General features: G+C 65.7%; 23 protein-coding genes. 9 read left to right on the top strand and 14 right to left on the bottom strand.

What is annotated here, in order from left to right:
• Window positions 1–119: 119 nt before the first annotated feature.
• Together R0382_RS07025 and R0382_RS07020 are read left to right on the top strand one after the other, a co-directional pair.
• Window positions 120–1,703: an EAL domain-containing protein gene (locus tag R0382_RS07025; protein ID WP_432723518.1), complete on the top strand. Its 1,584-nt coding sequence runs from the start codon at window positions 120–122 to the stop codon at window positions 1,701–1,703.
• A gap of 264 nt (window positions 1,704–1,967) precedes the next feature.
• The gene (locus R0382_RS07020; RefSeq protein ID WP_432723517.1) at window positions 1,968–3,485 is read left to right on the top strand and encodes an EAL domain-containing protein; all 1,518 of its coding nucleotides are present in this window, start codon (window positions 1,968–1,970) and stop codon (window positions 3,483–3,485) included.
• 34 nt (window positions 3,486–3,519) lie between these two features.
• On the opposite strand, the gene R0382_RS07015 is transcribed toward R0382_RS07020, so the two are convergent.
• The 6 genes from R0382_RS07015 to R0382_RS06990 form a co-directional block, all read right to left on the bottom strand.
• Window positions 3,520–4,809: a serine dehydratase subunit alpha family protein gene (locus R0382_RS07015; RefSeq protein WP_432723516.1), complete on the bottom strand. Its 1,290-nt coding sequence runs from the start codon at window positions 4,807–4,809 to the stop codon at window positions 3,520–3,522.
• Window positions 4,810–4,944: 135 nt separating this feature from the next.
• Window positions 4,945–7,059, bottom strand: a complete 2,115-nt coding sequence (locus R0382_RS07010) for a TonB-dependent siderophore receptor (RefSeq protein WP_432723515.1) — start codon at window positions 7,057–7,059, stop codon at window positions 4,945–4,947.
• 77 nt (window positions 7,060–7,136) lie between these two features.
• Complete coding sequence (locus R0382_RS07005) at window positions 7,137–8,684, bottom strand: PepSY-associated TM helix domain-containing protein (protein ID WP_432723514.1); 1,548 nt, start codon at window positions 8,682–8,684, stop codon at window positions 7,137–7,139.
• A gap of 4 nt (window positions 8,685–8,688) precedes the next feature.
• Window positions 8,689–8,946 (bottom strand): hypothetical protein, encoded by a 258-nt coding sequence (locus R0382_RS07000; protein ID WP_432723513.1) that lies wholly within the window; start codon window positions 8,944–8,946, stop codon window positions 8,689–8,691.
• Window positions 8,946–9,206 (bottom strand): hypothetical protein, encoded by a 261-nt coding sequence (locus R0382_RS06995; RefSeq protein WP_432723512.1) that lies wholly within the window; start codon window positions 9,204–9,206, stop codon window positions 8,946–8,948. The genes R0382_RS07000 and R0382_RS06995 overlap by 1 nt, the downstream gene beginning before the upstream one ends.
• 286 nt (window positions 9,207–9,492) lie before the next feature.
• Window positions 9,493–9,753: a YkgJ family cysteine cluster protein gene (locus tag R0382_RS06990; RefSeq protein ID WP_432723511.1), complete on the bottom strand. Its 261-nt coding sequence runs from the start codon at window positions 9,751–9,753 to the stop codon at window positions 9,493–9,495.
• 267 nt (window positions 9,754–10,020) lie between these two features.
• Between R0382_RS06990 and R0382_RS06985 the strand changes: the two genes are divergently transcribed.
• Genes R0382_RS06985 through R0382_RS06970 form a run of 4 tightly spaced genes read left to right on the top strand, consistent with a single transcriptional unit; the run spans window position 10,021 to window position 15,484 of the window.
• The gene (locus tag R0382_RS06985; RefSeq protein ID WP_432723510.1) at window positions 10,021–12,024 is read left to right on the top strand and encodes a DUF2298 domain-containing protein; all 2,004 of its coding nucleotides are present in this window, start codon (window positions 10,021–10,023) and stop codon (window positions 12,022–12,024) included.
• Window positions 12,021–14,051 carry a DUF2298 domain-containing protein gene (locus R0382_RS06980; RefSeq protein ID WP_432723509.1) on the top strand — a complete coding sequence of 677 codons (2,031 nt, stop codon included), beginning with the start codon at window positions 12,021–12,023 and terminating at the stop codon, window positions 14,049–14,051. Before R0382_RS06985 ends, R0382_RS06980 begins: the two co-directional genes overlap by 4 nt.
• Before the next feature lie 16 nt (window positions 14,052–14,067).
• A complete protein-coding gene (locus tag R0382_RS06975) occupies window positions 14,068–14,463 on the top strand; it encodes a GtrA family protein (RefSeq protein ID WP_432723508.1) in 396 nt (131 codons plus the stop codon).
• On the top strand, window positions 14,453–15,484 hold the full coding sequence (locus R0382_RS06970) for a glycosyltransferase family 2 protein (protein ID WP_432723507.1): 1,032 nt from the start codon (window positions 14,453–14,455) through the stop codon (window positions 15,482–15,484). The genes R0382_RS06975 and R0382_RS06970 overlap by 11 nt, the downstream gene beginning before the upstream one ends.
• A 54-nt stretch (window positions 15,485–15,538) precedes the next feature.
• Here the strand turns inward: R0382_RS06970 and R0382_RS06965 are convergent, their stop codons facing one another.
• A complete protein-coding gene (locus R0382_RS06965) occupies window positions 15,539–15,943 on the bottom strand; it encodes a YidB family protein (protein WP_432723506.1) in 405 nt (134 codons plus the stop codon).
• A 294-nt stretch (window positions 15,944–16,237) separates the two neighbouring features.
• Here R0382_RS06965 and R0382_RS06960 point away from each other — a divergent pair, with 294 nt between their 5' ends.
• Window positions 16,238–16,630 (top strand): hypothetical protein, encoded by a 393-nt coding sequence (locus R0382_RS06960; RefSeq protein WP_432723505.1) that lies wholly within the window; start codon window positions 16,238–16,240, stop codon window positions 16,628–16,630.
• A gap of 127 nt (window positions 16,631–16,757) precedes the next feature.
• Here the strand turns inward: R0382_RS06960 and R0382_RS06955 are convergent, their stop codons facing one another.
• From R0382_RS06955 to R0382_RS06940, 4 genes are all read right to left on the bottom strand, one after another.
• Window positions 16,758–17,795, bottom strand: coding sequence for a sulfate/molybdate ABC transporter ATP-binding protein (locus R0382_RS06955; protein WP_432723504.1), 1,038 nt, complete (start codon window positions 17,793–17,795; stop codon window positions 16,758–16,760).
• Window positions 17,796–17,808: 13 nt separating this feature from the next.
• On the bottom strand, window positions 17,809–18,687 hold the full coding sequence (cysW, locus tag R0382_RS06950) for a sulfate ABC transporter permease subunit CysW (RefSeq protein ID WP_432723503.1): 879 nt from the start codon (window positions 18,685–18,687) through the stop codon (window positions 17,809–17,811).
• Between the two features lie 2 nt (window positions 18,688–18,689).
• Entirely contained in the window at window positions 18,690–19,523 is an 834-nt protein-coding gene (cysT, locus tag R0382_RS06945) for a sulfate ABC transporter permease subunit CysT (protein WP_432723502.1), read from the bottom strand.
• Window positions 19,524–19,620: 97 nt separating this feature from the next.
• Entirely contained in the window at window positions 19,621–20,622 is a 1,002-nt protein-coding gene (locus R0382_RS06940; protein WP_432723501.1) for a sulfate ABC transporter substrate-binding protein, read from the bottom strand.
• Window positions 20,623–20,847: 225 nt separating this feature from the next.
• On the opposite strand from R0382_RS06940, the gene R0382_RS06935 reads away from it, so the two are divergent.
• Complete coding sequence (locus R0382_RS06935) at window positions 20,848–22,254, top strand: diguanylate cyclase domain-containing protein (RefSeq protein WP_432723500.1); 1,407 nt, start codon at window positions 20,848–20,850, stop codon at window positions 22,252–22,254.
• On the top strand, window positions 22,251–23,318 hold the full coding sequence (locus tag R0382_RS06930; RefSeq protein WP_432723499.1) for a tetratricopeptide repeat protein: 1,068 nt from the start codon (window positions 22,251–22,253) through the stop codon (window positions 23,316–23,318). Before R0382_RS06935 ends, R0382_RS06930 begins: the two co-directional genes overlap by 4 nt.
• 54 nt (window positions 23,319–23,372) lie before the next feature.
• Here R0382_RS06930 and R0382_RS06925 read toward each other — a convergent pair whose 3' ends face one another.
• The 3 genes from R0382_RS06925 to ssuB form a co-directional block, all read right to left on the bottom strand.
• Window positions 23,373–24,473, bottom strand: a complete 1,101-nt coding sequence (locus R0382_RS06925; protein ID WP_432723498.1) for a porin — start codon at window positions 24,471–24,473, stop codon at window positions 23,373–23,375.
• An 84-nt stretch (window positions 24,474–24,557) separates the two neighbouring features.
• On the bottom strand, window positions 24,558–24,773 hold the full coding sequence (locus R0382_RS06920; protein WP_189461934.1) for a TOBE domain-containing protein: 216 nt from the start codon (window positions 24,771–24,773) through the stop codon (window positions 24,558–24,560).
• A 108-nt stretch (window positions 24,774–24,881) separates the two neighbouring features.
• Window positions 24,882–25,685: an aliphatic sulfonates ABC transporter ATP-binding protein gene (gene ssuB / locus R0382_RS06915; protein ID WP_432723497.1), complete on the bottom strand. Its 804-nt coding sequence runs from the start codon at window positions 25,683–25,685 to the stop codon at window positions 24,882–24,884.
• Window positions 25,686–25,975 lie beyond the last annotated feature (290 nt).

The following is a 25,975-nucleotide window of genomic DNA, read 5'->3' as shown; positions in this document are numbered from 1 at the left end:
GGGTTAAGATCGCCGGCACTCCGGTTTGCGCGGCCGGTCGTCCCGACGCGAACACCATGCCCTCCCGAACCCCAGCGCTCCTTTCCCTGCCCATTCGTATCCCAGCCAGAAAGCGCCTGATGCGCATCTGGCTCTCGCTGCTGGTCACGCTCGCCTTGCCGCTGCTCGGCTATACCATCGCAGTCGCTCAGGCGAGCTGGGGCTTGCAGCGGCAGACCAAGGCCATTGCGCACGAGGTAGTCGCAAAACTGGAGCGGATGATCGACAACGCCGAGCAGACCAATCGGGTGGCGCTGCCGCTGATCGGCAAGCCTTGCGACACCCGTACCGCACATGTGCTGCAACAACAGGTCGCGACCGTCCCCTACGTCCGCTCGGTCAACCTGGCGCATCACGACGTCGTGTACTGCTCGTCGATCATCGACGCCGTCCGGATGCCGATTGTCGTTCCCGAGTTCGCCGATGGGCAGCTGCTTCTGCTTCCCGGCAATGTGGTCACGCCCAATGTGCCGCTGCTGCTCGTCCGGCAAGCGCACGGTGAATACAGCACGCTGTCGGCGATCGGTGGGCGGTATTTGCACTCAGCACTGCAACAGAAGACGCAGGACATTGGCCTCCACCTGCGGATTGGCGGGGCTCAGATGGATCGCGACGGCGTTGTCAGTCACGCCCCGCTGCCCGCGCTGCCCGTCGCCCATGTCGAACTGGCGTCGGCACGCTACCCCTTGTCGGTGGAAGCCGGCGCACCGGCCGGCGCGATCGAAAAATACCTGATTGATTACAATCTGGCGCTGCTGCTGCTGCTTGCCGCCGCCGGCCTAGCGAGCGGTGCCGTCTGCTACCGACTGCTCGGCCGGCCGAGCTCGCCGCGCAGCCAGTTGCAGCGGGCACTGGATCGCGGCGAATTCGAACCCTTCGTCCAGCCCATCGTCGATGCCGCGACCGGACAATGGTCCGGCGTCGAAGTCCTGATGCGCTGGCATCTGCCCGGCGAAGGCCTGATCCGTCCCGACCTGTTCATCCCCATGGCCGAGCGGACCGGGCTGATCCTGCCGATGACCCGCGATCTGATGCGCCGGGTGGCCGATGCGCTGCTGCCGCACGTGGCCGATCTGCCGCCGCGCTTTCACATCGGCATCAACATCAGCGCAGCGCATTGCCGCGACCCGCGACTGCTCGATGATTGCCACCACTTTCTGGCCGCGTTTCCGCCGGACAGCATCGAGCTGTGGCTCGAGCTGACCGAGCGCGAGCTGATCGAGCCGACCGAGCAGACCGACCTGCTGTTCCAGCAGCTCGAGGCCAGCGGCGTCAAGGTGGCGATCGACGACTTCGGCATCGGCCACGCCAGCCTCAACTACCTGCAGCGTTTCAAGGTCGACGCGCTGAAAATCGACCAGAGCTTCGTCAAGCGCATCGGCGCCGATACCCTGTCGGCGCACCTGCTCGACACCTTGGTCGATCTGGCCGCCAAGCTTGAAATCGATCTGGTTGCCGAGGGCGTCGAAACCGCCGAACAGCGCGACTACCTGCGGACGCTGAGGGTGCGTTACCTGCAGGGGTATCACTTCGGCCGACCGATGCCGATCGGCGAATTCATCCACGCCCACCGGCATCACCGCAATCCGGCGATCGAAGACGGGCAACCTGCGCCATGCGCAGGCCAATCGGCGCTGCCGCCGACCTTGCCGACACAGCACTGACGCAGAGCTGGTGCAATTTCGTCAAAACGGCTCGAATGGTGTCGTAGGCATGTCATCGCCAAGCAGAACACCGGAAAGATTATTGCCAAATTCTGCCAAGGCATTTGCTCTGACCGCGACCTAGAATGAGGCAGGCAGCCCCTTCCAGCCGCCCTCGTGTCTTACCGAGACCTCATGCCCTTTCGACTAATCCAGCCCACGCGCCGCCCGGATGCCGCCGACTTGCCTCTGACAAAACTACAGCCCAAACACCGGGGAAAACATTTGCTCGTCTCGCTGCTGGTCGCCATGGCGCTGCCAACCATCGGCGTCACGGTGGCTGCGCTGCAAGCGCGCTGGCAGCTGCAGCAACGGGCCAATGAAGCGGCAAACGCATCCATCACCATGCTCGACCAGATGCTGGCCAATGCCGACACGAGCAACAACGCCGTGATGCAGCTGGCCGGCCGGCCCTGCGATGGCGAAGCCAGACAGATGCTGCAGTTGCAAGTCGCCACGGTCCCCTTCGTCCGCTCGGTCAACCTTATCGAGCACGATCACCTGTATTGCACATCGCTGCTTGGCAGCACCGACCAGGAAGTCCCCGCGGGCAGCTATATCGGCGGTCGCTTGCGCATGCGTGCGGGCAACCTCACCACGCCGGGCGTCCCCATCATCATCGTTCGTCAGGTCCGCAACGACCGCGGTGTGCTGTCGGTCATCGACGGCCGCTACGTGCAGCGCGCGCTGCAGTTCGCCTCCGACTACAGCGAGGTGTACCTGATCATCGACTCGCTTTACATGGACAAGCTTGGCAAGGTGCGCACGATCCCGCTGCCGCCGCTGCCGCAGGCCCGGGCGAGCATCACCTCGGCACACTACCCCTACGCCGTGGTCGCCGGCTCGCCGGACGGCTCGGTGCTGCGCTACCTGCTGGCCTACGATCTGGCGCTGCTGACGCTGATCGGCGGCGTCGGCATCATCGGTGGCGGCATCTGCTATCGCCTGCTCGGCCGCGCCGCCTCGCCCCGTGCCCTGCTGCAGGTCGCACTCGACGCCGGGCAATTCGAACCCTTCGTCCAGCCCATCGTCGATGCCGCGACCGGACAATGGTCCGGCGTCGAAGTCCTGATGCGCTGGCATCTGCCCGGCGAAGGCCTGATCCGTCCCGACCTGTTCATCCCCATGGCCGAGCGGACCGGGCTGATCCTGCCGATGACCCGCGATCTGATGCGCCGGGTGGCCGATGCGCTGCTGCCGCACGTGGCCGATCTGCCGCCGCGCTTTCACATCGGCATCAACATCAGCGCAGCGCATTGCCGCGACCCGCGACTGCTCGATGATTGCCACCACTTTCTGGCCGCGTTTCCGCCGGACAGCATCGAGCTGTGGCTCGAGCTGACCGAGCGCGAGCTGATCGAGCCGACCGAGCAGACCGACCTGCTGTTCCAGCAGCTCGAGGCCAGCGGCGTCAAGGTGGCGATCGACGACTTCGGCATCGGCCACGCCAGCCTCAACTACCTGCAGCGTTTCAAGGTCGACGCGCTGAAAATCGACCAGAGCTTCGTCAAGCGCATCGGCGCCGATACCCTGTCGGCGCACCTGCTCGACACGCTGACCGAACTGGCGACCAAGCTTGAAATCGATCTGGTTGCCGAGGGCGTCGAAACCGCCGAACAGCGCGATTACCTGCGGACGCTGGGCGTGCGTTACCTGCAGGGGTATTACTTCGGCCGACCGATGCCGATCGGCGAATTCATCCACGCCCACCGGCATCACCGCAACACAACGACCGAAGACTGACGGCCAACGCCACGGGCGCCCAGCCGGCGGCGCATCAGCAGCTGTTTTTCTGCACCATGATTTCGATGATCTGCCGGTCGGTCTGCATCATGCTGCCGCAGGCGAGCGCGCACAGATTGTCGATCGACGCATCGACCTCGTGGGCGACGATGCCCTCGAAGCCGGTGACGCGGCTGTCGTCGAGTGCCATCAGCACGGCCTTGTACGCCGCCGTACCTGAGGTCGATACCTTCATCGCGCAGCTGTTCGACGCCCCGTCGCAGATGATGCCGGCGATATCGCCGATCATGCTGCAGATCGCCATGCTGACCGCGTCATAGTCGCCGCGCAGCAGCCAGGCCATGCCGGCGGCGGCGGCCATCGATGCGGTCGACACCGCGCACAGCGCCGACAGCTTGGGCAGCTTGGCGTGCACGTACACCGCCATCAGGTGCGACAGCATCAGCGCGCGCGCCAGCGTCTCATCGTCGGCCTTCAGATGTTCGGCCACCACCACCACCGGCATCGTCGCCGCAATGCCCTGGTTGCCCGAGCCCGAATTGCTCATCGCCGGCAGCGTCGCGCCGCCCATGCGCGCGTCCGATGCGGCGGTCGAGCGCACCAGCACCCGGGTCAGCAAATCGTCGGACAACAGGCCCTTGTGCACCTGACGCTGCAAGGTCGCGCCAAGGTGCAGGCCGTGTTCGCCCTTGATGCCCTCGCGCGACAGCGCGTCGTTGAGCCGGGCGGCGTCGAGGATGAAGGCAATGTCGGCCAGGGGTGCCGTCGTCGCGAAATCGTAGACGTCGCGCGCGGTCGCACCGGCCAGCGAGTACGCCGCCGCATCGTCGCCACGCCCCGGTTCGGCCTCGAACAGCAGCTCGCCGTCTTTTTCGATGCGCACGACCCGGGTGTGCGCATCGGCGATACAGACGCGGACCCAGTGCCCGTCGGCTTCGAGCCGCGCCTCGGCGTAAAGGATGTTGGCCACGTCGGCGATACCGACGCTGACCTGCTGCGCGGCGAGCATCGCCTTGCCGTCGGCAACGACCCCGGCGGTCAGCGACTTGAGCACCTCGAGTCCGGCATCCGGATCGCCTCCGAGCGCGCCGACGGCGGCGGCGATCGGCAGGCCGACGGTGCCGGTGCCCGGCACGGTGACGCCCATGCCGTTCTTCATCAGGTTCGGCGACACCTTGGCCACGATGCGCTCAGGGAAAGCGCCCAGTTCGCGCCGGGCGATCGCCGACGCCAACGCCAGCGAGACCGGCTCGGTACAGCCCAAGGCCGGGACGACTTCCTTGTGGATGGCCTTGATGAATTCGGGCCACAGTGAGGTATTCATGGTGCTGCTCCGTGTTTCCTACCAGTCTGCTCGTTTTTGATGCGCGGGCAATCAGGGAAACTCGCGAGCCGGCAGCGTTGCCGTGACAATAAAAAACGGACGCCGAAGCGTCCGTTTCTCGTTGGGCGATGCCGCTTACCAGCGGTAGCGGGCCGACGCGGTGATGGTGCGCTCGTAACCGTAGTAGCACCAGTTGATGTTGTTGCAGGCGGTGACGTATTCCTTGTCGGTCAGGTTGCTGACGAACAGCTGCAGCCGCCAATCCTTGATGTCGTAGTGCACCGACAGGTCGATCAGCGTGTACGCGTCCGACTGCCACTGGTTGGCCGCATCGCCGTAGCTCGAGCCGACATAGCGCACGCCGGCGCCGAAACCGACCCCGTGCAGCGCGCCGCCCTGCAGCGTGTAATCGCCCCACAGCGACGCCTGATGCTTGGGCAGCAGCGCCACTTGCTTGCCCAGCGCCAGCGGGTCGTTGCTCTTGGTCACTTCGCTGTCGCTATAGGTGTACGACGCCATGACATTGAAGCCCGGGCGGATGTTGAACTTGCTCTCGAACTCGAAGCCGCGCACGCGGATTTCGCCCTGCTGTACCGAGTAGAACGCATGGTCCGGATCGACCGTCAGCGCGTTTTCCTGCGTGGTGTCATACACCGCCGCGGTGATCAGGTGATTGGTGCCGGTCGGCTGGTACTTGATCCCGGCTTCGTATTGCTCGCCGGTGGTCGGCTTGAACGATTCACCCGCGAACGAGCGCTCCAGCGTCGGCTGGAAGGAGGTCGAGTACGACAGATAGGGGGCAAAACCGGAGTCGAACACGTAGTTCAAGCCGGCGCGGCCGGTGAAGGCCTGGTCGTTCTGCGTGCTGTTCTTGCCGGAGAGATTGTCGTGCACGTCGGTGTCGACCCAGTCCTGGCGGCCGGAGAGCGTCAGCACCCAGCGGTCGAGCTTCATCTGGTCCTGCAGGTAGAGGCCGAGCTGGCTCTGCTTCTGCGTGACGTCGCTGCTGTTGGCCGGCGTGACGATGTCGGCACCGTATTGCGGGTTGAACACGTCGATAGCCGGCGCCGCACCGTAGCCCGAGGTCGCGCGGTCGTTGGCCTTGCGATAGTCGAGGCCGGCCAGCACGACGTGCTGGAGCGCGCCGGTGTTGAAGCGCGCCTCGGCCTGGTTGTCGACGCTGAACATCCTGGTGTTGTCGTGCGGCGTGTAGACGTAGCGGTTCAGCGTGCTCAGATCGGCCTGCAGGCCGTTGGCGCCAACCATATCGTGCAGCACTTCGGTTTCGGCAAAGCGCAGGTTCTGCCGCACCGTCCAGGTGTCGTTGACGACGTGGGCGAATTCATAGCCGATCGACTTCATTTCCTTGTCGTAGCGGTCGTAACCCGGCTCGCCCGGATCGAACGACGGCGAAATCGTGCCGTTCGGGTTAGCCAGCACCGTCCCCTGCGCCGGCAGGAAGCCGCCAGGGTTGCCGCTCTCGGATTTCTGGTAACGCGCGAGGAAGGTCAGCGAAGTATCCGCGTCGGGCTTCCAGGTCAGCGACGGCGCGAAGAAGTATCGCTTGTCCTCGCCGTGATCGATATTGGTGTCGCCATCGCTGGCCAGCGCGGTCAGCCGGTACAGCCAGGTGCCCTCGTTATTGAGCGGGCCGGACAGGTCGACGGTCGCCTGCTTGTGGTTGAAGCTGCCGAACTCGACGCCGACCTCGCCCATCGGTGCATCGGTCGGCCGCTTGCTGACCATATTGACCATGCCGCCCGGCGGCAGCTGGCCGTACAGCACCGACGACGGCCCCTTGAGCACTTCGACGCGCTCGAGCCCGTACGGCTCGACCCGCGTCTGGCTGGTCCAGCCGCCATTGGGCAAGGTCATGCCGTCGAGGAAAAACGCCGGCGTGAAGCCGCGAACCAGCATCCAGTCGCTACGGGCGTCCGAGCCATAAGCACCGCCGACGACGCCGGCGCTATAGCGCAGCGACTGGTCGATGCCGGAAACGGCCTGATCTTGCAGCTGTTCCTTGGTGATCACGGTCACCGATTGCGGAATCTCGACCAGCGGGCTGTCGGTCTTGCTGCCGGTGCGGCTGCGCTTGGCGACGTAACCGTAGACCGGGCCTTGCGCGTCTTCGAGCGCGCTGGCGCTGACACTGACGGTGTCGAGTGTGGTTTCTGCGGCCTGCGCATCGGCCACGGCAAAAGCCAGTGCCATCGCGGCGATCAGCGGACGCGTTGTGCGTGGAGGTGTCATGAAGCTCTGTTCCCTAGGATTGCATATGATGAGCGGCCGCTTGTCAGGCGCGGCCTGAATGTGAAACCGGTGCTGTCTTAAACCGTGGCGGTCCAGACGCTATTGGCCTGGCCGTACCGGGCGCGTCGCCGGCTGGCGCGGGCCAGCGCGGCGAAACCGGCGGCCAGAACCAGCCCCATCGCGTCGACGCCGAACACCGCCCAGTCGCCGCGCGCCGCGCTGGCCAGCAGCTGGTCGCCGGTCGCGATGGCGTTGGCCACCGGAATCAGCGCCGACAGCAGCGCCGCGACCAACAGCAGCTCGTTCGCCGCCCTGGCCGGCGGCCTGCAGAATGCCCAGCCCAGCAGCAATGCAAAGCCGCCGAAGCACGCCACGCGCGCCCACCACGCCGGATCGGCACCGAAGGCGGTGGCGGCCATGCTGGCGACGAAGGCCGCCGAGATCGCCGCGCAACTGCCGATGCAGACGCCGACGGTGGCCTGCGCCATGCGCCGCGCCCGCAGCGGCTGGGCCGGCGACTGGCGCTTGCGGCGCGCCTCGATCCACAGCAGGTTGCCCGAATAGAACAGGAAGGCGCCGGCCAGGCCGAGCGCGAAATACAGCCACTGCACCAGCCGGCCGCCGAAGCTGCCGAAATGCACGCCATACATGCCACCGAGCACCGCCTGGTTGACGGTGCGCTGGCCCGGCACTTCGAGCTTGAGCACGTCGCCGCTCACCATGTCGAGACCCACGCCGCCATAGGGGCCGAGCGTGTCGGGCGAGGCGCCGCGAATCTCGACCGTCGCGTTGCGGTCGCCGTAATTGATATAACGCAGCCAGTTGGCTTCCATGGCCGGCGCCACCGCGTGCACCCGCGCCAGCAGTGCCGCCGGATCGAGCATCGCCGCCGGCTGACCGGCCAGCGGCCGGGTCACGACGGCGCTGGTCGCCGGCTCGAACTCGCTCGCGAGCCGGCCGTCGGTCACGCCGTAGTTGAACAGCGCGAACACGGTGCCATAGAGGCTGAACACCGCGCCGGTGATCGCGAACAGCAGATGGAAGGGCAGGCTCAGCACGCCGATGACGTTGTGTGCATCCTGCCAGAAGCGCTTGAGGTTCTTGCCCGGCCGCAAGGCGTACAGGTCCTTCAGCAACAGCGGCAGATGGACGATCAAGCCCGAGATCAGCGCCAGCCCGTAGAGCAGCGACACTACGCCCATCAGCCAGATGCCGGCCACCGGCAGACCGAGCGAAAAATGCAGTTCGTTGACCAGTTCGGCGAGGTCCGCCTGCGGCGCCGGCTGGCGGCCCTGCTCGATCTGCGCCAGCGGCTGGTGCCGCCATTCACCGGAGCCCGCGTCGAACCACCACGCCGTCAGCGCCGGATCGTGGTGCGACGGCAGCATCATCGCGAACTGGCCCTTGAGTTCCGGATGCGCGGCATGGAAAGCGGCAATGCGCTGGCCGGCGTCGGCGATGCCCTCGATCGGCGCATGTCGCGCCGCCGGGCTTTGCCAGACGGCGATGTCCTCGTGGAACACCGTGATCGCGCCGGCGTAAAAGGCAATGAACAAGGCAAAACCGGCCACGATGCCGGTCCAGGTATGCAGCTGCTGGTACAGCCTGATCGTCGCGGATTTCATCGCCTCAGGCCCCCAGCAGCTTGGCGGCCGACAAGGCCGCGAACGCGGCGAGCGTCGCCAGCGCCAGCACCGTCCACGCGCGCACGGTGCTGCGGAACATCGGGCTGGCCGCGACGACGGCGATCCAGGCCGGCACGATGGCCAGCATCCCCAGCACCATGCCGTCCTGCCACGGACCCGGCCAGGCATAGACCACGGCGCCCACACCGAAGACGGCCAGCGGCAGGCCCAGCAGCACGCCGGCGCTCAGCTTGCCCCACATCAGCGCGCCTCCCGTGCCGGCAGCAACAAGGCCAGATACGGCAAGGCGACGCTGCTCAGCATCAGCACCAGCATCGCGGCGACAAGGCCGGACGCCACGTCGGCGGCGTACATCCACACGCCGGTGCCCGCCGGTGCAAGGCTCACCGCCAACGGCCGCAAGCGCGAGCGATTGCGGCTGGGCAACAGCCGCTGCTGCGGCGAAGCAAGGTAAACGCACACGGCGGCGGAAAGGCACAACAGGAAAGCGATCGCGGACATGACAACGGGAAAAAAGTTCACATACAGAAGCGAACGCGAATGCTAACACGATCAATTCTCATTAACATTTCACCGAAGCACGCCTTGGCTTGCGGGCGCGTCAAGCTCCCGGCGCCACCGCAGCCGATGACCTCGTATCGCGCTATTGAATCGATTTCACGCCAAGGCCCACGCAGGCGGCATTTGCGCCCCGTTGCGGCACCGGCGTGCCGCCCTTGCGGACCCCGCGGCGCCAGACGTGAAAAAGACCGCCTCCTGGGCGGTCTTTCCGATGACACGACGGCGATCAGGGCGCCGTTGCGCGCTCGAGCTCGGCCAGCCACGCCAATGCGTGAACCCGGTCGGCGCCACACATATCGGCATCGGCCTGCAAACCGCCACACACCGCCGGCCGCGCCGGATCGGTGAAGATCGCGCAGCGCAGATCGTCGGTCAGTTGTATGCACGGCACACCGGCGGGCTTGCCGTCGGGCATGCCCGGAATCGGGCTGGTGATCGACGGTGCAATACAACAGGCGGCGCAGGCGGGGCGGCAGGAAATCGGCATCGTAGGATTGAACCGCAGCCGCCTGTCGCGGGCAAGCGGTACTGCCGGGCGGCAGGCTGTTGCGGTCACGCGATTGCTTGTAAGCTCGCTTCCAAATGTCGCGGCAGCAACGCCAGCGACGACAAAAGCAGCTGACACGCTCCGGGAGCGGATCGGCCGCGCGATAAGTACCGAGCCCAGTCGGCAAGCGAGCCAAAGCGGTTTGTTGCCGCCCTTGGGATTGGTTCTAAACAGGCCGGGCCATGACCCGTGCCGGGGATGGAAGAGATGAGTCTGATCTACCTTGCGCTGACGCTGGCGCTGCTGCTCGTCAATCTGGCCGGGCTGGCGCAGTTCGTGCGCCGCTGGCTGCCCGACGCGCAGCTCGCCCGCGCCGGCGGCGCGCTGGCGCTGTGCCTGCTGCTGTTCTTCGTCGAACATTTTATCGGTCTCGGCCGGCTGGCCTGGCTGTGGCCAATCTCGACCGCGGTGTCGCTGGCGCTGATCTGGCGGCCTGCGCAGGCCTGCGGCTTCTGGCGCGCACAACTGCCGTTCGCCCTGCCGTTTCTGGTCGCGCTGGCATGGCGCTGGGGCTATCCGGACATCGACTCGACCAGCGAGCACCTGACCGACCTGTACTTCATCAGCAACTACTTGAGCGGCGATACGCTGCCGCCGCCGGACCGCTGGCTGCCCGGCGCGGTCTTCGATTGCTATTACGCCTTCCTGCACTATTCGGTCGCGCTGATGGGCCGCTGGCTCAACCTCGCCGCCGGGCAGGCGATGAACCTCGGCAGCGCCTTGCTGTTCGGCCTGATCGGCAGCCTGGCGTGGTCGATTGCCACGCGCTTTGTCGCATCGAACGTCTCGCGCGGGCTGATCGTCGCCACCGTCATCGTCGGCGGCACCGGCATCGCGCCGTTGCTGAACGTGCTCTACGTGTCCGCCGACGCCAGCCCGGCTTCGGCGCAATCGGCGGCCATCACCCGCTTGTGGGCGAACACCCGTTTCATCGGCCTGTACGACCGGCTGTCGAACTCGGTACCGGGGCAGCAGCTGTTCCCCCCGACCGACGCTCCGGCGATGGATCTGGCGCTCGAGACACCGTCCTACCTGATGTATCTGGGCGACGTCCATCCGCCGCTGGCCGGCTTCGTGCTGCTGCTGTTCGTGCTCGGCCTGATCGCGCGGATCGAACGTCCCGACGAGGCAGATGCGGCCGATGTCCGCCTTCCCGCCGCCATGATCGGCGCCAGCGTCGCGCTGTGCATCGCCGCCAACGCCTGGGTATTGCCGCCGATGGCGCTACTCGTCGCCGGCTGGCTGCTGTACCGCTGGCGAGGCAAGGCGGCCTGCCTGGTGCTGCCGACCGCCGCCGGCGTCGCCACGGCGCTGGCGCTGCTCTATCCCTTCCTCAGCTATTTCGCGCTTGCCGGCCTGCACACGCCGATCGTACTGACCCGGCCGTTCGAATACTCGCCGCTGAACGAATGGCTGCTGCTGTGGTGGCCGGTGCTGCTGCTCGTCGCGCTCGCCTTGAGCCAGGGCCCGCGTGCGCGGCTGGCGTGGTGGAGCGCGTTCGGCGTCCTGGCGATGCTGGCGCTGTCCGAGCTCGTCACCGTCGACGATCCGCTCGGCGACAAGCTGCAACGCTTCAACACGGTGTTGAAGTGGTGGTCGTGGTTATGGCCGGCGGCCATCGTCTGGCTGGGTGCGATCAACCTCGGCAGCGCGGCACGCTGGCGCCGGATCGCGGCGATCGTGCCGCTGGCGGCGTCGCTGTCCTTCCTGCTGCCGCAACTGCAGTTCTGGTTGAGCAATCCGCGCACGCACGCCGGGCAGATCGCCGGTGACGCCTGGCTCAAGGATGACGACGCCAACAAGGCCATCCTCGGCTGGCTCAAGGCACAGCCGCCAGGGCTGGTGCTCGAAAGCACCGACCGCACCGCCTACAGCCCGAGCAGCGCATTCGCCCTGTTCGCCGGCAAGCCGTCGGCGCTGGGCTGGCCGGCGCACGTCGCGCAATGGCGCGGCAACCCGGTCTACGTCGGCGAGCGCGCCGATGCCGCCCGCGCGATCTATGCCGGCACGCATCCGGCGGCCCGCGAATGGCTGCTCGGCCAGCACGTCGACTACGTCGTCTGGAGCCGTTTCGACGCGGCACGCGGCCAGATGGCGCTGGCACAGCTGAAAACCACCCTCTCCCCCGATTACCAATGGCAGCCGCTGTGGCAGGCCGGCACCGAAGCCTACGGCGTGTTCGTCCGCATGCCCCACGAGACCGCACCATGACCCTGATCTACTACGCGCTGACGCTGGCGCTGATCCTCGTCCATTTCGCCGCCGTTTCGGCCGTCGTGTCGCGGCTGATTCCGTCGTTCCACGTCGCCCGCGCAGCCGGCGTCCTCGGCATCACCCTGGTCTGTTTCTTCGCCGAACATTTCCACGGCTGGGGCCGGCTTTCGGCGCTGTGGCCGTTCACGACCGCGATCGCGCTGCTGGCGCTGTGGTGGGACAAGGACAGGCTCAAGACCGCCGGTTTCGTGCGCAGCGAGGCGCTGTTCTGGGCTTTCGTCGGCTACGGGCTGATGTGGAAGTGGTTCTACCCGTCGATCTACCCGACCAGCGAACGCGTCACCGACCTCTTCTTCATCGGCAACTACCTGCCCGGCGCCACGCTGCCGCCGCCCGATCACTGGTTCCCGCCGCGGGTGTTCGATTTCTATTACGCCTTCCAGCACTACGGCGCCGCACTGCTGGGCCGGCTGTTCGCACTCAAGCCGGGGCTGACGTACAACCTGGCGATGCCGCTCTTGATGGCGATGAGCGCGGCGCTGGCGTGGGACATCGCCAGCCGCTTTGTCGCTTCGCGCGGACTGAAAATCCTGCTGGTCGCCACGCTGGTGATCGGCGCGACCGGCGCCAGCCCGATGGTGCATCTGCTGCGCCAGGGCGACGTCAACGCGCCGACCAATGAAATCAATGACCGGATGTGGGCAAGCGCGCGCTTTGTCGGCCTCTACGACCAGCGCCTCGATACCGAACTCGGCCACTCGCTCTACCCGAAGGAAACCCGCTTCGAGGCGCGCGAGCTGCCGCTGGAGAACTTCGGCTACCAGTACTTCGTCGGCGACTATCACCCGCCGCTCGGCGGCTTCTTCCTCTTGCTGCTGGCGCTGGCGCTGATGGCGATGGTCGAAACCGGCAGCGGCAGCCGCCGGATCAATACCGCGCTGATCGGCCTGACCGTCCCGGTGACCATCGCCACCAACACCTGGGTGTTCCCGCTGCAGGCGCTGCTGGTCGCCGGCTGGGCCGCATGGCGGCATCGCCGCGCGCAGCCGATCGATGAAACCGCCGATCCGGCAATCACCCAGGCGCCCGGCACCGACTGGCCGGCGCTGATCGCCGGCGGCACCGCCGCCTTGCTGCTGCTTTACCCCTTCCTCGCCGGCTTCGCCAGCAAGTCGCTGGCGACGCCGATCCGGCTCGTCGCGACGCTGGATCACACGCCGCTGTTGCAGTACCTGACGCTGCAATGGCCGCTGCTGCTGCTGATCGTGCTCGGCCTCGTCGCCGGTGCCTCGCAAGCTCGCACGCGCGGCTTCACGCTGTATGCGGCGCTGGCCTTCGGTGCGCTGCTCTTGATGGCCGAATGCATCTTCGTCGACGACCCGTCGGGCGGGCGATTCGAGCGCACCAACACGGTGATGAAATGGTGGGGCTGGATCTGGACCGGCGGGCTGGCGCTGCTCGGCGCGCTGCTGCTCGGCCAGTCGCGCCGCTGGATCACGCTGCTCGTCGCCGCATCGCTGGCCTTGATCACGCTGAGCTACGGCTGGGACAACATCCGCTATCTGGCCAACGCCGGCCCGAGCGACCGCGGCCGGCTCGACGCCACCGCCGTCTACACCCAGGACCCGACCGTGCGTGAGCTGCTGGCACAGCTGGCGCGCCAGCCCGACGGCATCGTGCTCGAGAACGTCTACGGCGACGCCTACACCGACAGCAATATCTTCGCCGCCTTCACCGCCAAGCCGTCCCTGCTCGGCTGGCCATCGCACCTGATCACCTGGCACGGCAGCTCGCCCGAGGTCTGGGTCACCCGCGACCAGATCCGCGCGTTCTACACCGGCGCCCTGCCCGATCCGCAAGCCTGGCTGACGCTGAAGAAGGTTCGGTATATCGTCTGGACACCCCGCGACGCGCAAAATCCGCAAGCGTGGTCGCAGCTGCAACAGGCGCTGGCCGCCAGCTACACCTGGCAACCGGCCAGCGGCGCCGGACAAGCGCCGGTCGGGCTGTGGATTCGCCGATGATGACCGAGTTGGCCTGATGAAAAAACTGCACCACCAGTTCCTGCACTTCGCCGCCGTCGGCCTGGCCGGCACCGGCATCCAGTACCTGACGCTGTGGTTCGGCGTCGAGCACCTCGGCGCGGCGGCGGCGGTGGCGTCGGCGGTCGGCTATGTCTTCGGCTGCTTCGCCAACTACGCGCTGAACTACAAGTACACGTTCAAGAGCGGCAAATCGCACGCCGAGGCCGCAAGCAAGTATTTCACCATCGTCGGCGTCGGCTGGTGCCTCAACACCTTGCTGATGACGTTGTTCGTTCACACGCTGGGCTGGCAGTACTTCATCGCCCAGATCATCACCACCGGGATCGGACTGATCTGGAATTTCGGCGGCAGCCGGTTCTGGGCGTTCCGGGAGCAAAGACATGAACACTGATCTGCCGCTGCTGTCGGTCGTCGTGCCGGCGTACAACGAGGAAGCCGTACTCGAACAGTTCCATGCCCGGATGAGCGCGCTGTTCGACAGCCTGCCCCGCTATCGCTGCGAGATGGTCTTCGTCAACGACGGCAGTCGCGACCGCACGCAGGCGATCATCGACCGGCTGTGCGACAGCGACCCGCGCGTCGCCGGCATCGATCTGTCGCGCAATTTCGGCAAGGAAATCGCCATGACCGCCGGCATGGACCACGCCCGCGGCGACGCGGTGGTGATCATCGACGCCGACCTGCAGGATCCGCCCGAGCTGATTCGCGACATGCTGCGCGAATGGGAATGCGGCTACGACGTCGTCTACGCCCGGCGCACCGTGCGCGATGGCGAAAGCTGGGTCAAGAAGATCACTGCGGCGGCGTTCTACCGGACGATGAACAAGATGTCCGGCCGCGTGCACATCCCGCGCGACACCGGCGATTTCCGCTTGATGAGCCGCCGCGCCGTCGATGCGCTGTTGCAGCTGCGCGAGCAGCACCGTTTCATGAAGGGCCTGTTTGCCTGGGTCGGCTTCAAGACCAAGGCAATCGAGTACCGGCGCGATCCCCGCGCCGCCGGCGTGTCGAAGTTCAACTACTGGAAGCTGTGGAACTTCGCACTCGAGGGCATCACCGCGTTCTCGATCGGCCCGCTCAAGGTCGCCACCTATCTCGGCCTGACGACGGCGTTGTTCGCCTTCGGCTATGGCAGCTGGATCATTGCCAAGACGCTGCTGTGGGGCAACCCGGTGCACGGCTATCCGACGATCATGGTGACGATCCTGTTCCTTGGCGGCGTACAGCTGTTCTTCACCGGCGTGCTCGGCGAATACCTCGGGCGGATTTTCAACGAAACCAAGCAGCGGCCGCTGTACTTCACCCAGTCGCTGCGGCCGTCGCGCGTCGACGAGGCCGAGGCACCGACGGCCGCCGCGCCAATGCGGCAGTTGCCATATGGTGAACGCGGCAGCCTGATCGAAGGGCGCTGAAACCAAAAAAGACGCCGGGAGGCGTCTTTTTCGCTCAGGCACCTGCCAGTGCAATCAGCCGAACAGCTTGCCCTTGAGCAGATTGAGCCCCTGCGCCAGCAGATCACCGCCCTGCGGCACTTCACCGTTCGGCGTCAGTTGGTCGACGAGCTGCGGCAGCGATTCGGAAAGCTGGCCGGCCGCCTGTTGCGGGTCGATGCCGAGCTTGGAAGCCAGTTGCGTCACCACGTCACTGCCGAGCACCGACTGGATCTGTTCGGCCGAGATCGGCAGGTTCTGGCCGGTGGAAATCCACGATTGAGCGACTTCGGCCAGACCACCTTGCTGGAATTTCTCCACCAGGCCGGAAAGACCGCCCTGTTGTTCGAGCAGCGGACCCAGCGCGCCGAGCAAGCCGCCTGCGCCCTCTTCCTGATTGCCGCCGCCGAGGGCACCCGTCAGTTGATCCAGAAGTCCCATGCCATTCTCCCGTGTTTACGTCAGGCCACCCGATGCGGCCCATCGTTTCATCCTAGCCAAGCACGACAAGGCCATGCCGTGTCGCGGCGCAGTACATGATAGACGGAGAGCTTGCGCACTGCGTGACAAATCCGGGACAGACCACGTGGCGCAACGTCCGGCCTTTCAAACGGTTGACGGCGCCAACATAAGGAAACACAGGTCAGCATAAGGCTCACAGACGCTCGAATGCGGCGATGCGATGCTGTATCTGTCGCCGCAACGATAGCGGCTCAAATCTCCCGGAGAATCTGCATGAACAAGCTGACCGCAACGCTCGCTACCGTTTTCGCCGCTGCCGGCCTGATGATCGCCACCCCATCGTTCGCCACCTCGGTGTCGGCGCAAGGCGCTTCGGCCGCGCAGGCCAAGCAGCACAAAAAAGCCACGCCGAAGCAAGCATCGGCCGTGCAGAAGACTCAAGCGAAGAAGCACGCTTCGTCGGCGTCGGCTGTCCATAAGGCACAAGCCAAGAAGCACGCTTCGTCGGCATCGGCCGTACAAAAGGCCCAAGCCAAGAAGCACGCGTCGTCGGCGTCGGCCGTACAAAAGGCCCAAGCCAAGAAGCACGCGTCGGCTGCATCGGCCGTACAAAAGGCCCAGGCCAAGAAGCACGCGTCGGCTGCATCGGCTGTCCAAGCCAAGTAATCGCGCCGGAGGGCTTTGCCCCTGTGCCCTCCAGCCCCTCGGCCCCGCCTTTTGGCGGGGTTTTTTTATCCTGAATGCAAAAACGGCGAACCAGATCGGTTCGCCGTTTCTGTGCCGCGGTCGTGGATCACGCCGCCGGGTAGACGCGGGCTTCGCGCGGGTTCAGCCAGACCGCCTCGCCAACCTGCCAGCCGCCTTCCTGATAACGCTCGCGCGTCAGCTCGACCTCGACGACTTCAGCATCCTTGACGTCGACTTCCAGCCGCACCGTCGCACCGAGCAGGCGCGAATGACTGATCACGCCGGCAATGGCCTTGTCGGTGGCAACGCGCGACAGCTCAATCTCGTGCGGCCGCACATAGACGACGGCCTTGTCCCCGTCGGCGGCAAAGCGGGCATTGCCGACCTCGGCCCAGCCCTCGTGCACGCGCGAGTGGAACAGGTTCACGTCGCCAAGGAACTGATAAACGAACGGCGTCGCCGGCGCATCGTAGACCTGTTCCGGCGTGCCGACCTGCTCGATCTTGCCCTTGTTCATCACCACGACACGGTCGGCGACCTCGAGCGCTTCTTCCTGATCGTGGGTGACGAAGACGCTGGTGATGTGCATCTCGTCGTGCAGCCGGCGCAACCAGCGGCGCAATTCCTTGCGCACCTTGGTATCGAGCGCGCCGAACGGCTCGTCGAGCAGCAGCACCTTGGGTTCGACCGCCAGCGCACGGGCCAGCGCAATCCGCTGGCGCTGGCCGCCCGACAGCTGCGCCGGGTAGCGGTCGGCGAGCCAGTCGAGCTGCACCAGGCTCAGCAGTTCGTGCACCTTGCGCTTGATCTCGGTCTCCGACGGCCGGGTTTTCTTCGGCCGCACGCGCAGGCCGAAGGCAACGTTCTCGAACACCGTCATATGACGGAACAGCGCGTAATGCTGGAACACGAAGCCGACCTGGCGTTCGCGCACATGGGTATCGGTCGCGTCTTCGCCGTGGAACAGGATCTGGCCCTGATCCGGCGTTTCCAGACCGGCGATGATGCGCAGCAAGGTCGTCTTGCCGCAGCCCGAGGGCCCCAGCAGCGCCAAGAGTTCACCCGAGGCGATGTCCAGCTGCAGGTTGTCGAGCGCGACGAAGTTGCCGAAATGCTTGGAAATACCGTTGATTGCAATGCTCATGGTTCTTTGATCCTTACTCTTCGGTCGCGTGACGGCGATCTTCAGCGGCGAGCCGTTCGGTACGCCATTCAACCCACGATTTCAGCGCCAGCGTCACCAGCGCCAGCAAGGCCAGCAGCGAGGCGCACGCGAAGGCGGCGACAAAGTTGTATTCGTTGTAAAGAATCTCGACGTGCAGCGGGATGGTATTGGTTTCGCCGCGCACATGGCCCGACACCACCGAGACCGCGCCGAACTCGCCCATCGCCCGCGCATTGGCGAGGATGACGCCGTACAGCAGGCCCCACTTGATGTTCGGCAGCGTCACGCGCCAGAACATCTGCCAGCCGGTTGCGCCGAGCACCATCGCCGCCTGCTCCTCGTCCGAGCCCTGTGCTTCCATCAGCGGAATCAGTTCGCGCGCGACAAAGGGGAAGGTGACGAACACGGTCGCCAGCACGATGCCCGGTACGGCGAAAATGATCTTGATGTCGTGATCCATCAGCCACGGTCCCCACCAGCCCTGCGCGCCGAACAGCAGCACGTAGATCAGGCCGGCGACGACCGGAGAGACCGCGAACGGCAGGTCGATCAGCGTGATCAGCATGCTCTTGCCGCGGAACTCGAACTTGGCGATCGCCCACGCAGCGGACAGGCCGAAAACGAGGTTGAGCGGCACGGCGATTGCCGCGGTGATCAGGGTCAGCTTGATCGCCGACAGCGCATCGGGCTCGACCAGCGCGGCCAGATACAGATGCCAGCCCTGGCGGAACGCCTCGATGAACACCGACACCAGCGGCACGACCAGGAACAGGCCGATGAACGCCAGGGCAATACCGGTCAGCAGGATGCGGACCGGGCGCGTTTCGGTCGTCACGATCGAACGCGGCGCGTTATTGACTCCACCCGCCATGATTATTTCCTCCGTCCGAGTCGTTTCGCCGTCCACCACTGCAGGCCGTTGATCACCAGCAGCAGCGCGAACGACACCGCCAGCATCACGCAGGCAATCGCCGTCGCGCCGAGGTAGTCGTACTGCTCGAGCTTGGAAATGATCATCAGCGGGGTGATTTCCGAGACATAAGGCATGTTGCCGGCGATGAAAATCACCGAACCGTATTCGCCGATCGCCCGCGCGAACGCCATGGCAAACCCGGTGAGCAAGGCCGGCAGGATCGTCGGCAGGATGATCTTGTAGAACACCTGGCCACGCGTCGCCCCGAGGCTGGCGGCGGCTTCTTCAAGCTCCTTTTCCAGATCCTGCAGCACCGGCTGTACCGTGCGGACGACGAAGGGCAAGGTGATGAAGGTCAGCGCCAGCACGATGCCGAGCGGCGTAAAGGCGATCTTCAGGCCCAGCGGCTCGAACCACTGGCCGATCCAGCCGTTCGGCGCGTAGATCGTCGCCAGCGCAATGCCGGCGACGGCCGTCGGCAGCGCGAACGGCAGATCGACCAGCGCATCGACCAGGCGCTTGCCCGGAAACGGGTAACGCACCAGCACCCAGGCAATCAGCAGGCCGAACACCAGATTGATCACAGCGGCCAGCAAGGACGTACCGAAGGTGACCTTGTACGAGGCAACCACACGCGGTTCGGTGACGATGGCCCAGAACGCCGACCAGTCGAGATTGCTGGTCTTGATGATCAGCGCCGCCAGCGGCAGCAGCACGATCAGCGAGAGATAAAGCAGCGTGTAGCCGAGCGAAAGCTTGAAGCCCGGCAGCACGCTGTGTTGTTTGAAAGCCATTGCTGGCAGCCCCTGTTGTTGTTATTGCCCGGCTTGGGCCTTGATACGGATCACGCGGCGCGATTCTGGTTCCCCGAGATCGCGCCGCCGACAGCGATTAACGTTTGGCGATCGACGCGGCGACCTGATCGTAAATGCCGCCGTCGTCGAAGTACTTCTTCTGCGCGACCTTCCAGCCACCGAACTCATCGATGCCGAACAGTTTCACCGCCGGGAACTGCTTGGCGAACTTGGCGGCCACAGCCGGATCACGCGGACGCAGGTAGTTCTGCGCCGCCACGGTCTGGCCTTCCGGGCTCCACAGATACTTGAGGTATTCCTCGGCGGCCTTGCGCGTGCCCTTCTTGTCGACGACCTTGTCGACCACGGCGACCGGCAGGTCGGCATCGATCGACACGCTCGGATACACCACCTCGAAACCGCCACGGCCGAATTCACGCGCGATCATCTCGGCCTCGTTCTCGAAGGTCACCAGCACGTCGCCGATATTGCGCTGCATGAAGGTCGTCGTCGCCGCGCGGCCGCCGGCGTCGAGCACCGGGACGTTCTTGAACACGCCGGTGACGAAGTCGCGCGCCTTGGCGTCGTTGCCGCCCGGCTGTTTCGCTGCATAGCCCCATGCGGCGAGGAAGGTATAGCGGCCGTTGCCCGAGGTCTTCGGATTCGGCACGATCACCTGCACGCCCGGCTTGACCAGATCGTTCCAGTCCTTGATGCCCTTCGGATTGCCCTTGCGGACGATCAGCACCTGCAGGGAGCTGAACGGCGCGGCTTCGTTCGGGAACTTCTTTTCCCAGCCAGCGTTGATTTGCCGGCCCTTGTCGACGATGGCGTCGATGTCGGTGCTCTGGTTCATCGTCACCACATCGGCCTCGAGGCCGTCGATCACCGAGCGCGCCTGCTTGCTCGAACCGCCGTGCGATTGCTGGATCGTCACCTTCTCGCCCGCCTTGGCCTGGTAGTACTTGGCGAAGACCGGGTTGTAATCCTTGTAGAAGTCGCGCATTACGTCGTACGACACGTTCAGCAAGGTCACATCGGCCAGCGCCGGAGCGGCGGCAAATACGGAAATCAGCAAGGCGGGGATCAGTTTGCGCATGGTCGGGTCCGTTGGACAGTCGATTTGATCGCCGATTATCACCCGACATCCATATGCCATCAAAGAATAATCGGTTAAGCAATAACGCGGCTTATGGAATATGCAAATCTCGGCATGCCAACATCATGACGCCCCGCCAACGGAATGCTACGCCCGCTGTCAGCAAGCTTGATCTCGGCAGCGCTGCTTGGCACGATGACAACCTTGCTCTTCGCTGCGCCCATCATGCCTTCCGCCCCCATTGCTCCCGCCGATTGGCGCTCGCAGCTTGCTGCCGCGCAAGCGTCCATCGCACGCGAACACCCCGACAGCGGCACCTTGCGCGCGCTGTTACCGGTCATGAAGACCGAGCATCTTGCCGAAATCGGACTGTGGCTGGGGCTGAGCCTGCTGCTCGAGGCACTGCTACCGCAGGCGGTCGAAGCCTGGATGAGCGCGCTCGACGCCGCGCTGGCCAACGGCCAGTCACGACTGGCGACCTCGCTGTGGCTCGAACTCGCCACGCTCGGCCGTGAGCACGGTGACGCCGCGATGGCCCTGCGGCTCGACCTGCACGCCGCCGATCTGGCACGCGCCAGCCGCGATGCGACGCTGCAGGCACAGTCGACGCTGGCGGTGGCCGCCGACCTGTTCGCGCTGGGCGAACACAGCGACGCCAATCGCATGCTCGACCAGGCGATGTCCGAACCGGCGCTGGCAACGCTCGGCGACGCCCGAGCCAACGAACAGATTGCCGTGCTGCTGGCCGTGGCTGGCCGTCCGGTGCGGGCCTGTCATCACTATGCGCTCGCCGCGCATCGCTACCTCGCCGACGGCGCCGGCCTCGGCGAATTGCGCTGCCGGCTGCAACTGAGCGCACTCGGCGACGATCCGCAGGCGCGCATCCGCGCCGCGGCGCTGGCCGCCGAACTCGACCCGATCCGGCTCGATCGCGCACAACATCTGCAACTCGCCGGGCTCTTCGAAACCCAGGGCGAACTGGCCCGCGCCGTCACCCATCTCGAAGCGGCGCTGGCACCGGCGCCGCAGCAGCTGCCGGCGTCTAGCCGCCGGATCGGCACCGTGGCCATGCGGTTGCAGTTGCTCGCCTCCCGGCTCGAGCTGGCGCAGCTGCGCGATCAGACCGCACAGGAAACCGAACAGGATGGCCTGACCGGCGGGCTGAGCCGTGCCGCGCTGCACACGCGGCTGCCGGCCCTGGTCGATAACGCCGGCGCAGGCGCACCGCTCAGCCTGCTGCAGGTCTCGATCGACCGCTTCGGCGACATCCGCGCACAACGCGCCCGGCACCTCGGCGACGACGTGCTGCGCACCGTGGCCGCCCTGCTCCGGCTCGACCGCCAGCCCGGCGATCTGCTGGCACGGATCGGCGACGACGAATTCCTGCTGGCGCTGCCAGCCACCGACGCCACCGCCGCCCTCAACACTGCCGAATCGATCCGCCGCGCCATCGCGCATTTCGACTGGGCCGCCCTGCACCCGGCGCTCTCGGTCAGCGTCAGCATCGGCGCCGCCAGCTGCCAGCCCGGCGACTCGGCCGACATTCTGCTGTTCCGCGCCGATCTGGCGCGCTATCTGGCCCAGCGCGACGGCGGCAACCGCGTCAGCAGCAGTGAAGGAGTCCCGGCATGAACGAACGCCACGCCCTGCTCGCCGTACTCGAGCCGATCGCCATCGACGCCGAGAACGGCTCACCGCCGCCGCCCGCCGACGTCGAACCGCTGCTGGCGCGCGCGCGCGCGGTCGGCGATGCACGACTCGAAGCGCTGGCCATGGTCACGCTCGGCCACGCATGGCAGCACGTCGGACGGCTGCGCACGGCGCAGCAGGCCTTCCGCGACGCCGCCGCGTGTTTCGCCGCGGCCGGCCACACCCGCGGCCGGATCGAGGCTCTGATCGAATACGGCCGCGCCCGCTACGCCGCCGGCGAAATCGCCTCGGCGCTCGACACCTGGTCGCAGTGTCTGGAGCTGGCACACGATAACGGCGATGGCGACCACTGCGCCCGCGTCTGCCTCGGCGTCGGCCAGGCCTGTGTTGCGCTCGGCGATCATGCCGGCGCACTGCGTTACCACGAGCTGGCGCTGACGCTGGCGCGACCACTCGGCCACGACCGGCTGAGCTGTGAAGCGCTGATCAATGTCGGCGGCGACGCCTACCGGCTGCGGCAGGGCGATCGCGCCCTGGCGGCGCTGGCCGAGGCCGACGCGCTGCTGCAGACCAAGGTGAGCAACCGCGTCTGGGCCGCCGAAGTCCCCTACTACCGCGGGCTCGTCTACCTCGCCAATGGCGACTTCGACGCCGCGCTGTCGGCGCTGGCGCAAGCCCGCACCGCGCATGCGGACAACCACAGCGTCTGGGGCGAGGCGCACAGCTGGTTTGCGCTCGGCCAGGCACACGAAGCCGCCGCACAACCGACTCACGCCGGCGAGTGCTATCGGGCCGCGAGGCTGCTGGTCCAGGGCGCCGGCCTGATCGCGCTGCACCAGCAATTGCTTCGCCGTCTGGCGGCGCTGGCTCGCGCAAGCGACGACATGGCCGCGGCGCTGGCCTGGCTACGCGAACTCGAGGTGCTCGACGTGGCAAGGCCCGACGCGCCGGTCCGCTGGAACCGCACCCAGTTGACCCGGCTTGGCGCGCTGGAAACCCGCAGCCGCGTCCAGGCAATCCGGCTCGGACTGACCGCGCACCAATAAAAAAAACCGGGCACACCGTGCCCGGTTTGAGACCTATGTTTACGTGCGTACTGCTTAGAAGTCGGTGCGCAGACCCAGCGAGAGCGCGAAGCCGTCCTGATCGACGTAATCCGGCTTGAGCGAGCCCGAGTTGTTCTGGAACTTCCCCTTGCCGTCGTTATCGACGTTCACGAGGTAGGTGTAGAAGCGGGTTTGCTTGGTCGCGTAGTACACCAGACCCAGCGAGGCTTGTGCGCCGCTGTTGTCGGCTTGACCGAGCAGCTCGTCCGACCAGGCGTATGCACCCTGGACTTCGAACTGGCCGAACTTGTAGTTACCGGCCACCGCGTAGTTTTCCCAGTCGCTGCCGGTCTTGCCGTCATCGCTGTCGACGTGTTCCCAGCCGGCGCCCAGTTGCAGACCGAAGTCGAACTTGTAGCCCAGTGCCAGGTTGGTTGCCCAGGTCGACGCGCCGTCGGTGATCGTGGTCACCGTCTTGTCGGCGTTGGCGGCACCGCTCGCTTGCGAGAAGGTGCGGTTCTCGGCGTAATAGCCACCCAGGCCGCCGACGAAGCCGTAGCCGCTGTACAGTGCCGACACGGCGTAGATCGGCGAGTTGTTGCCGGTTTCAGCGCCTTGGTCGAGGCCGTACGAGCCGCGGACCTGGAAGCCGCCGAATTTCGGCGAGTCATAGCTGACCGAGTTCTGCAGACGGCTGTTGAGCTGGGCGTACACGGTGCCCTTGCCCTTGAAGTCGGCGGTATCGGCGAAGTTGTCGAAGATGCTCGACAGGTCCGACGACGTCAGCAGGGTCTTGTAGGCGCTGTCGTAGTTACCGAAGCGCAGGGTACCCCAATCGCCTTGCCAGCCGCCGAAGGTGTTGCGGCCGCCCCAGGTGGTGTTGCCGGTGCCGCCGTTGCCCGAGGTCTTGATCGCCGATTCGATCTGCCAGATCACCTTGCCGCCAATGTCGAGCTGGTCCGAACCCTTGAAGCCGAGGCGGGACGACTGGTCGATCAGCTGCACTTCGCCTTGGTAGTTCTTGCCACCGGCGTCGTCCAGCTGGTCATATTCGAGCGACTCGCGGATCGAGCCGTAAACGGTAACTTCGGCATACGCCGCGCCGGCGCTCAGGAAAGTGGTGGCGAGCAAAGCCGAAAGAATGGTGCGTTTCATCTTGTTGGATCTCCCTATTATTTGAGACGGCTGTCCTGCGGTGTTCGTGCGGCACCGCTGTGATGAACAGCCGCCATCCGGTATTTACAGCGTCGCGATCGAGACTTCGGTCGCCTTGACGAAGGCGATGACCTCGCTGCCCGGCGCGAGCTTGAGTTCCTTGACCGAACGGGTGGTGATCACCGAGGTAACGATGCCGGCCGGCGTGGCGACATCGACTTCCGACAGCACCGGGCCTTCGATGATTTCGCGCACGGTGCCGCGGAACTGGTTGCGTACGTTGATCGACTGGATGCTCATGATGTTCTCCTGTTGGGTTGGCAACACCAGATTAACCCGGCACCAATATCGCCCAAAGTAATTTGATTTTTGTTTTTTATTCCAAAATATCAAAAAATCTAGTCAGCCTTACAAGGCCCAGCGCAAGGCGCTTGGCGCGATCGGCGGCAGCGGCTCGGGCTGCGGTGCATCGGGCTGTTGCAGCACGCGCGCCAACAGCCGCTCCTGCAGCAAGGCGAAGTGCACGTCGCCGCGCCGGCGTGGCCGCGCCAGCGGCACGTCCAGATCGAGGCCGACCCGGCCCTGTTCGACCAGCAGCACCCGGTCGGCAATCGCCACCGCCTCTTCGACATCGTGCGTCACCAGCAGCACGGTAAAGCCGTGCTGGCGCCACAGCCGCTCGATCAGCTGCTGCATCTCGATCCGCGTGAGTGCATCGAGCGCGCCGAGCGGTTCATCGAGTAACAAGAGTTGCGGTTCGTGGATCAGCGCCCGCGCCAGCGCCACCCGCTGGCGCTGGCCACCCGACAACTGGCTCGGCCACTTGCCGGCGTGCTCGGACAAGCCGACTTCGGCCAGCGCGGCATGCGCCCTTGGCTGCCAGTTGCCCTTGAGGCCGAGGCCGACATTGGCCAGCACGGTTTTCCACGGCAGCAACCGCGCGTCCTGAAACATCAGCCGGGTATCGAAATGGCCGGTGTCGAGCGGACTGCCGTCGGCCCGCACATCGCCCGATGTCGGCTTATCGAGCCCGGCCAGCAGCCGCAGCAAGGTCGACTTACCGCAACCCGAACGGCCGACGACGGCGACGAATTCGCCGGCACGGATGTCGAGGTCGAGGTGGTCGAGCACGGTCTGCTCGCCGTAACGGCGGCTCAAACCGCGGATGGTCAGCGCGACGCCGAGGGCGGGTTCGAGGTGGGGGGTGGTCATGGTGTGCTCCTTGGTCGCGGCATCTGTTGCAACCTTCAAATCAATTCATTTGTTAGCGCCTGCGGCGCAGTGTTTGAATGCGCGTTCCGCCGCGCGGACGGGATACTTTCTTTGCTTCGCCAAAGAAAGTATCCAAAGAAAGGCGACCCGCGCCCTACGGCCCTCCGGGCTGCCCTCGATCGGTCGCGAGCCAAGCGATAGAATCACTTGTCTCGCTCCACTCCTCGGCGCTGGCGAACGGGATGAAAAGCGGCGCACTGTTATCCGCAACCGGTTTGCCGCGTGTTTGT

The sequence above is a fragment of the Jeongeupia wiesaeckerbachi genome, from assembly GCF_050916355.1.
GTDB lineage: Bacteria > Pseudomonadota > Gammaproteobacteria > Burkholderiales > Chitinibacteraceae > Jeongeupia > Jeongeupia wiesaeckerbachi.
The sequence above is the reverse complement of the archived record's forward strand: the minus strand, read 5'-3'. Positions and strand labels throughout refer to the sequence as shown.

What these genes read in the sequence shown, in the direction of transcription:
- R0382_RS07025 (WP_432723518.1), top strand. Translation starts at nt 120, where the DNA reads ATGCGCATCTGGCTCTCGCTGCTGGTCACGCTCGCCTTGCCGCTGCTC.
- R0382_RS07015 (WP_432723516.1), bottom strand. Translation starts at nt 4,809, where the DNA reads ATGAATACCTCACTGTGGCCCGAATTCATCAAGGCCATCCACAAGGAA.
- R0382_RS07010 (WP_432723515.1), bottom strand. Translation starts at nt 7,059, where the DNA reads ATGACACCTCCACGCACAACGCGTCCGCTGATCGCCGCGATGGCACTG.
- R0382_RS07005 (WP_432723514.1), bottom strand. Translation starts at nt 8,684, where the DNA reads ATGAAATCCGCGACGATCAGGCTGTACCAGCAGCTGCATACCTGGACC.
- R0382_RS07000 (WP_432723513.1), bottom strand. Translation starts at nt 8,946, where the DNA reads ATGTGGGGCAAGCTGAGCGCCGGCGTGCTGCTGGGCCTGCCGCTGGCC.
- R0382_RS06995 (WP_432723512.1), bottom strand. Translation starts at nt 9,206, where the DNA reads ATGTCCGCGATCGCTTTCCTGTTGTGCCTTTCCGCCGCCGTGTGCGTT.
- R0382_RS06990 (WP_432723511.1), bottom strand. Translation starts at nt 9,753, where the DNA reads ATGCCGATTTCCTGCCGCCCCGCCTGCGCCGCCTGTTGTATTGCACCG.
- R0382_RS06985 (WP_432723510.1), top strand. Translation starts at nt 10,021, where the DNA reads ATGAGTCTGATCTACCTTGCGCTGACGCTGGCGCTGCTGCTCGTCAAT.
- R0382_RS06980 (WP_432723509.1), top strand. Translation starts at nt 12,021, where the DNA reads ATGACCCTGATCTACTACGCGCTGACGCTGGCGCTGATCCTCGTCCAT.
- R0382_RS06975 (WP_432723508.1), top strand. Translation starts at nt 14,068, where the DNA reads ATGAAAAAACTGCACCACCAGTTCCTGCACTTCGCCGCCGTCGGCCTG.
- R0382_RS06970 (WP_432723507.1), top strand. Translation starts at nt 14,453, where the DNA reads ATGAACACTGATCTGCCGCTGCTGTCGGTCGTCGTGCCGGCGTACAAC.
- R0382_RS06965 (WP_432723506.1), bottom strand. Translation starts at nt 15,943, where the DNA reads ATGGGACTTCTGGATCAACTGACGGGTGCCCTCGGCGGCGGCAATCAG.
- R0382_RS06960 (WP_432723505.1), top strand. Translation starts at nt 16,238, where the DNA reads ATGAACAAGCTGACCGCAACGCTCGCTACCGTTTTCGCCGCTGCCGGC.
- R0382_RS06955 (WP_432723504.1), bottom strand. Translation starts at nt 17,795, where the DNA reads ATGAGCATTGCAATCAACGGTATTTCCAAGCATTTCGGCAACTTCGTC.
- cysW (WP_432723503.1), bottom strand. Translation starts at nt 18,687, where the DNA reads ATGGCGGGTGGAGTCAATAACGCGCCGCGTTCGATCGTGACGACCGAA.
- cysT (WP_432723502.1), bottom strand. Translation starts at nt 19,523, where the DNA reads ATGGCTTTCAAACAACACAGCGTGCTGCCGGGCTTCAAGCTTTCGCTC.
- R0382_RS06940 (WP_432723501.1), bottom strand. Translation starts at nt 20,622, where the DNA reads ATGCGCAAACTGATCCCCGCCTTGCTGATTTCCGTATTTGCCGCCGCT.
- R0382_RS06935 (WP_432723500.1), top strand. Translation starts at nt 20,848, where the DNA reads ATGCCTTCCGCCCCCATTGCTCCCGCCGATTGGCGCTCGCAGCTTGCT.
- R0382_RS06930 (WP_432723499.1), top strand. Translation starts at nt 22,251, where the DNA reads ATGAACGAACGCCACGCCCTGCTCGCCGTACTCGAGCCGATCGCCATC.
- R0382_RS06925 (WP_432723498.1), bottom strand. Translation starts at nt 24,473, where the DNA reads ATGAAACGCACCATTCTTTCGGCTTTGCTCGCCACCACTTTCCTGAGC.
- R0382_RS06920 (WP_189461934.1), bottom strand. Translation starts at nt 24,773, where the DNA reads ATGAGCATCCAGTCGATCAACGTACGCAACCAGTTCCGCGGCACCGTG.
- ssuB (WP_432723497.1), bottom strand. Translation starts at nt 25,685, where the DNA reads ATGACCACCCCCCACCTCGAACCCGCCCTCGGCGTCGCGCTGACCATC.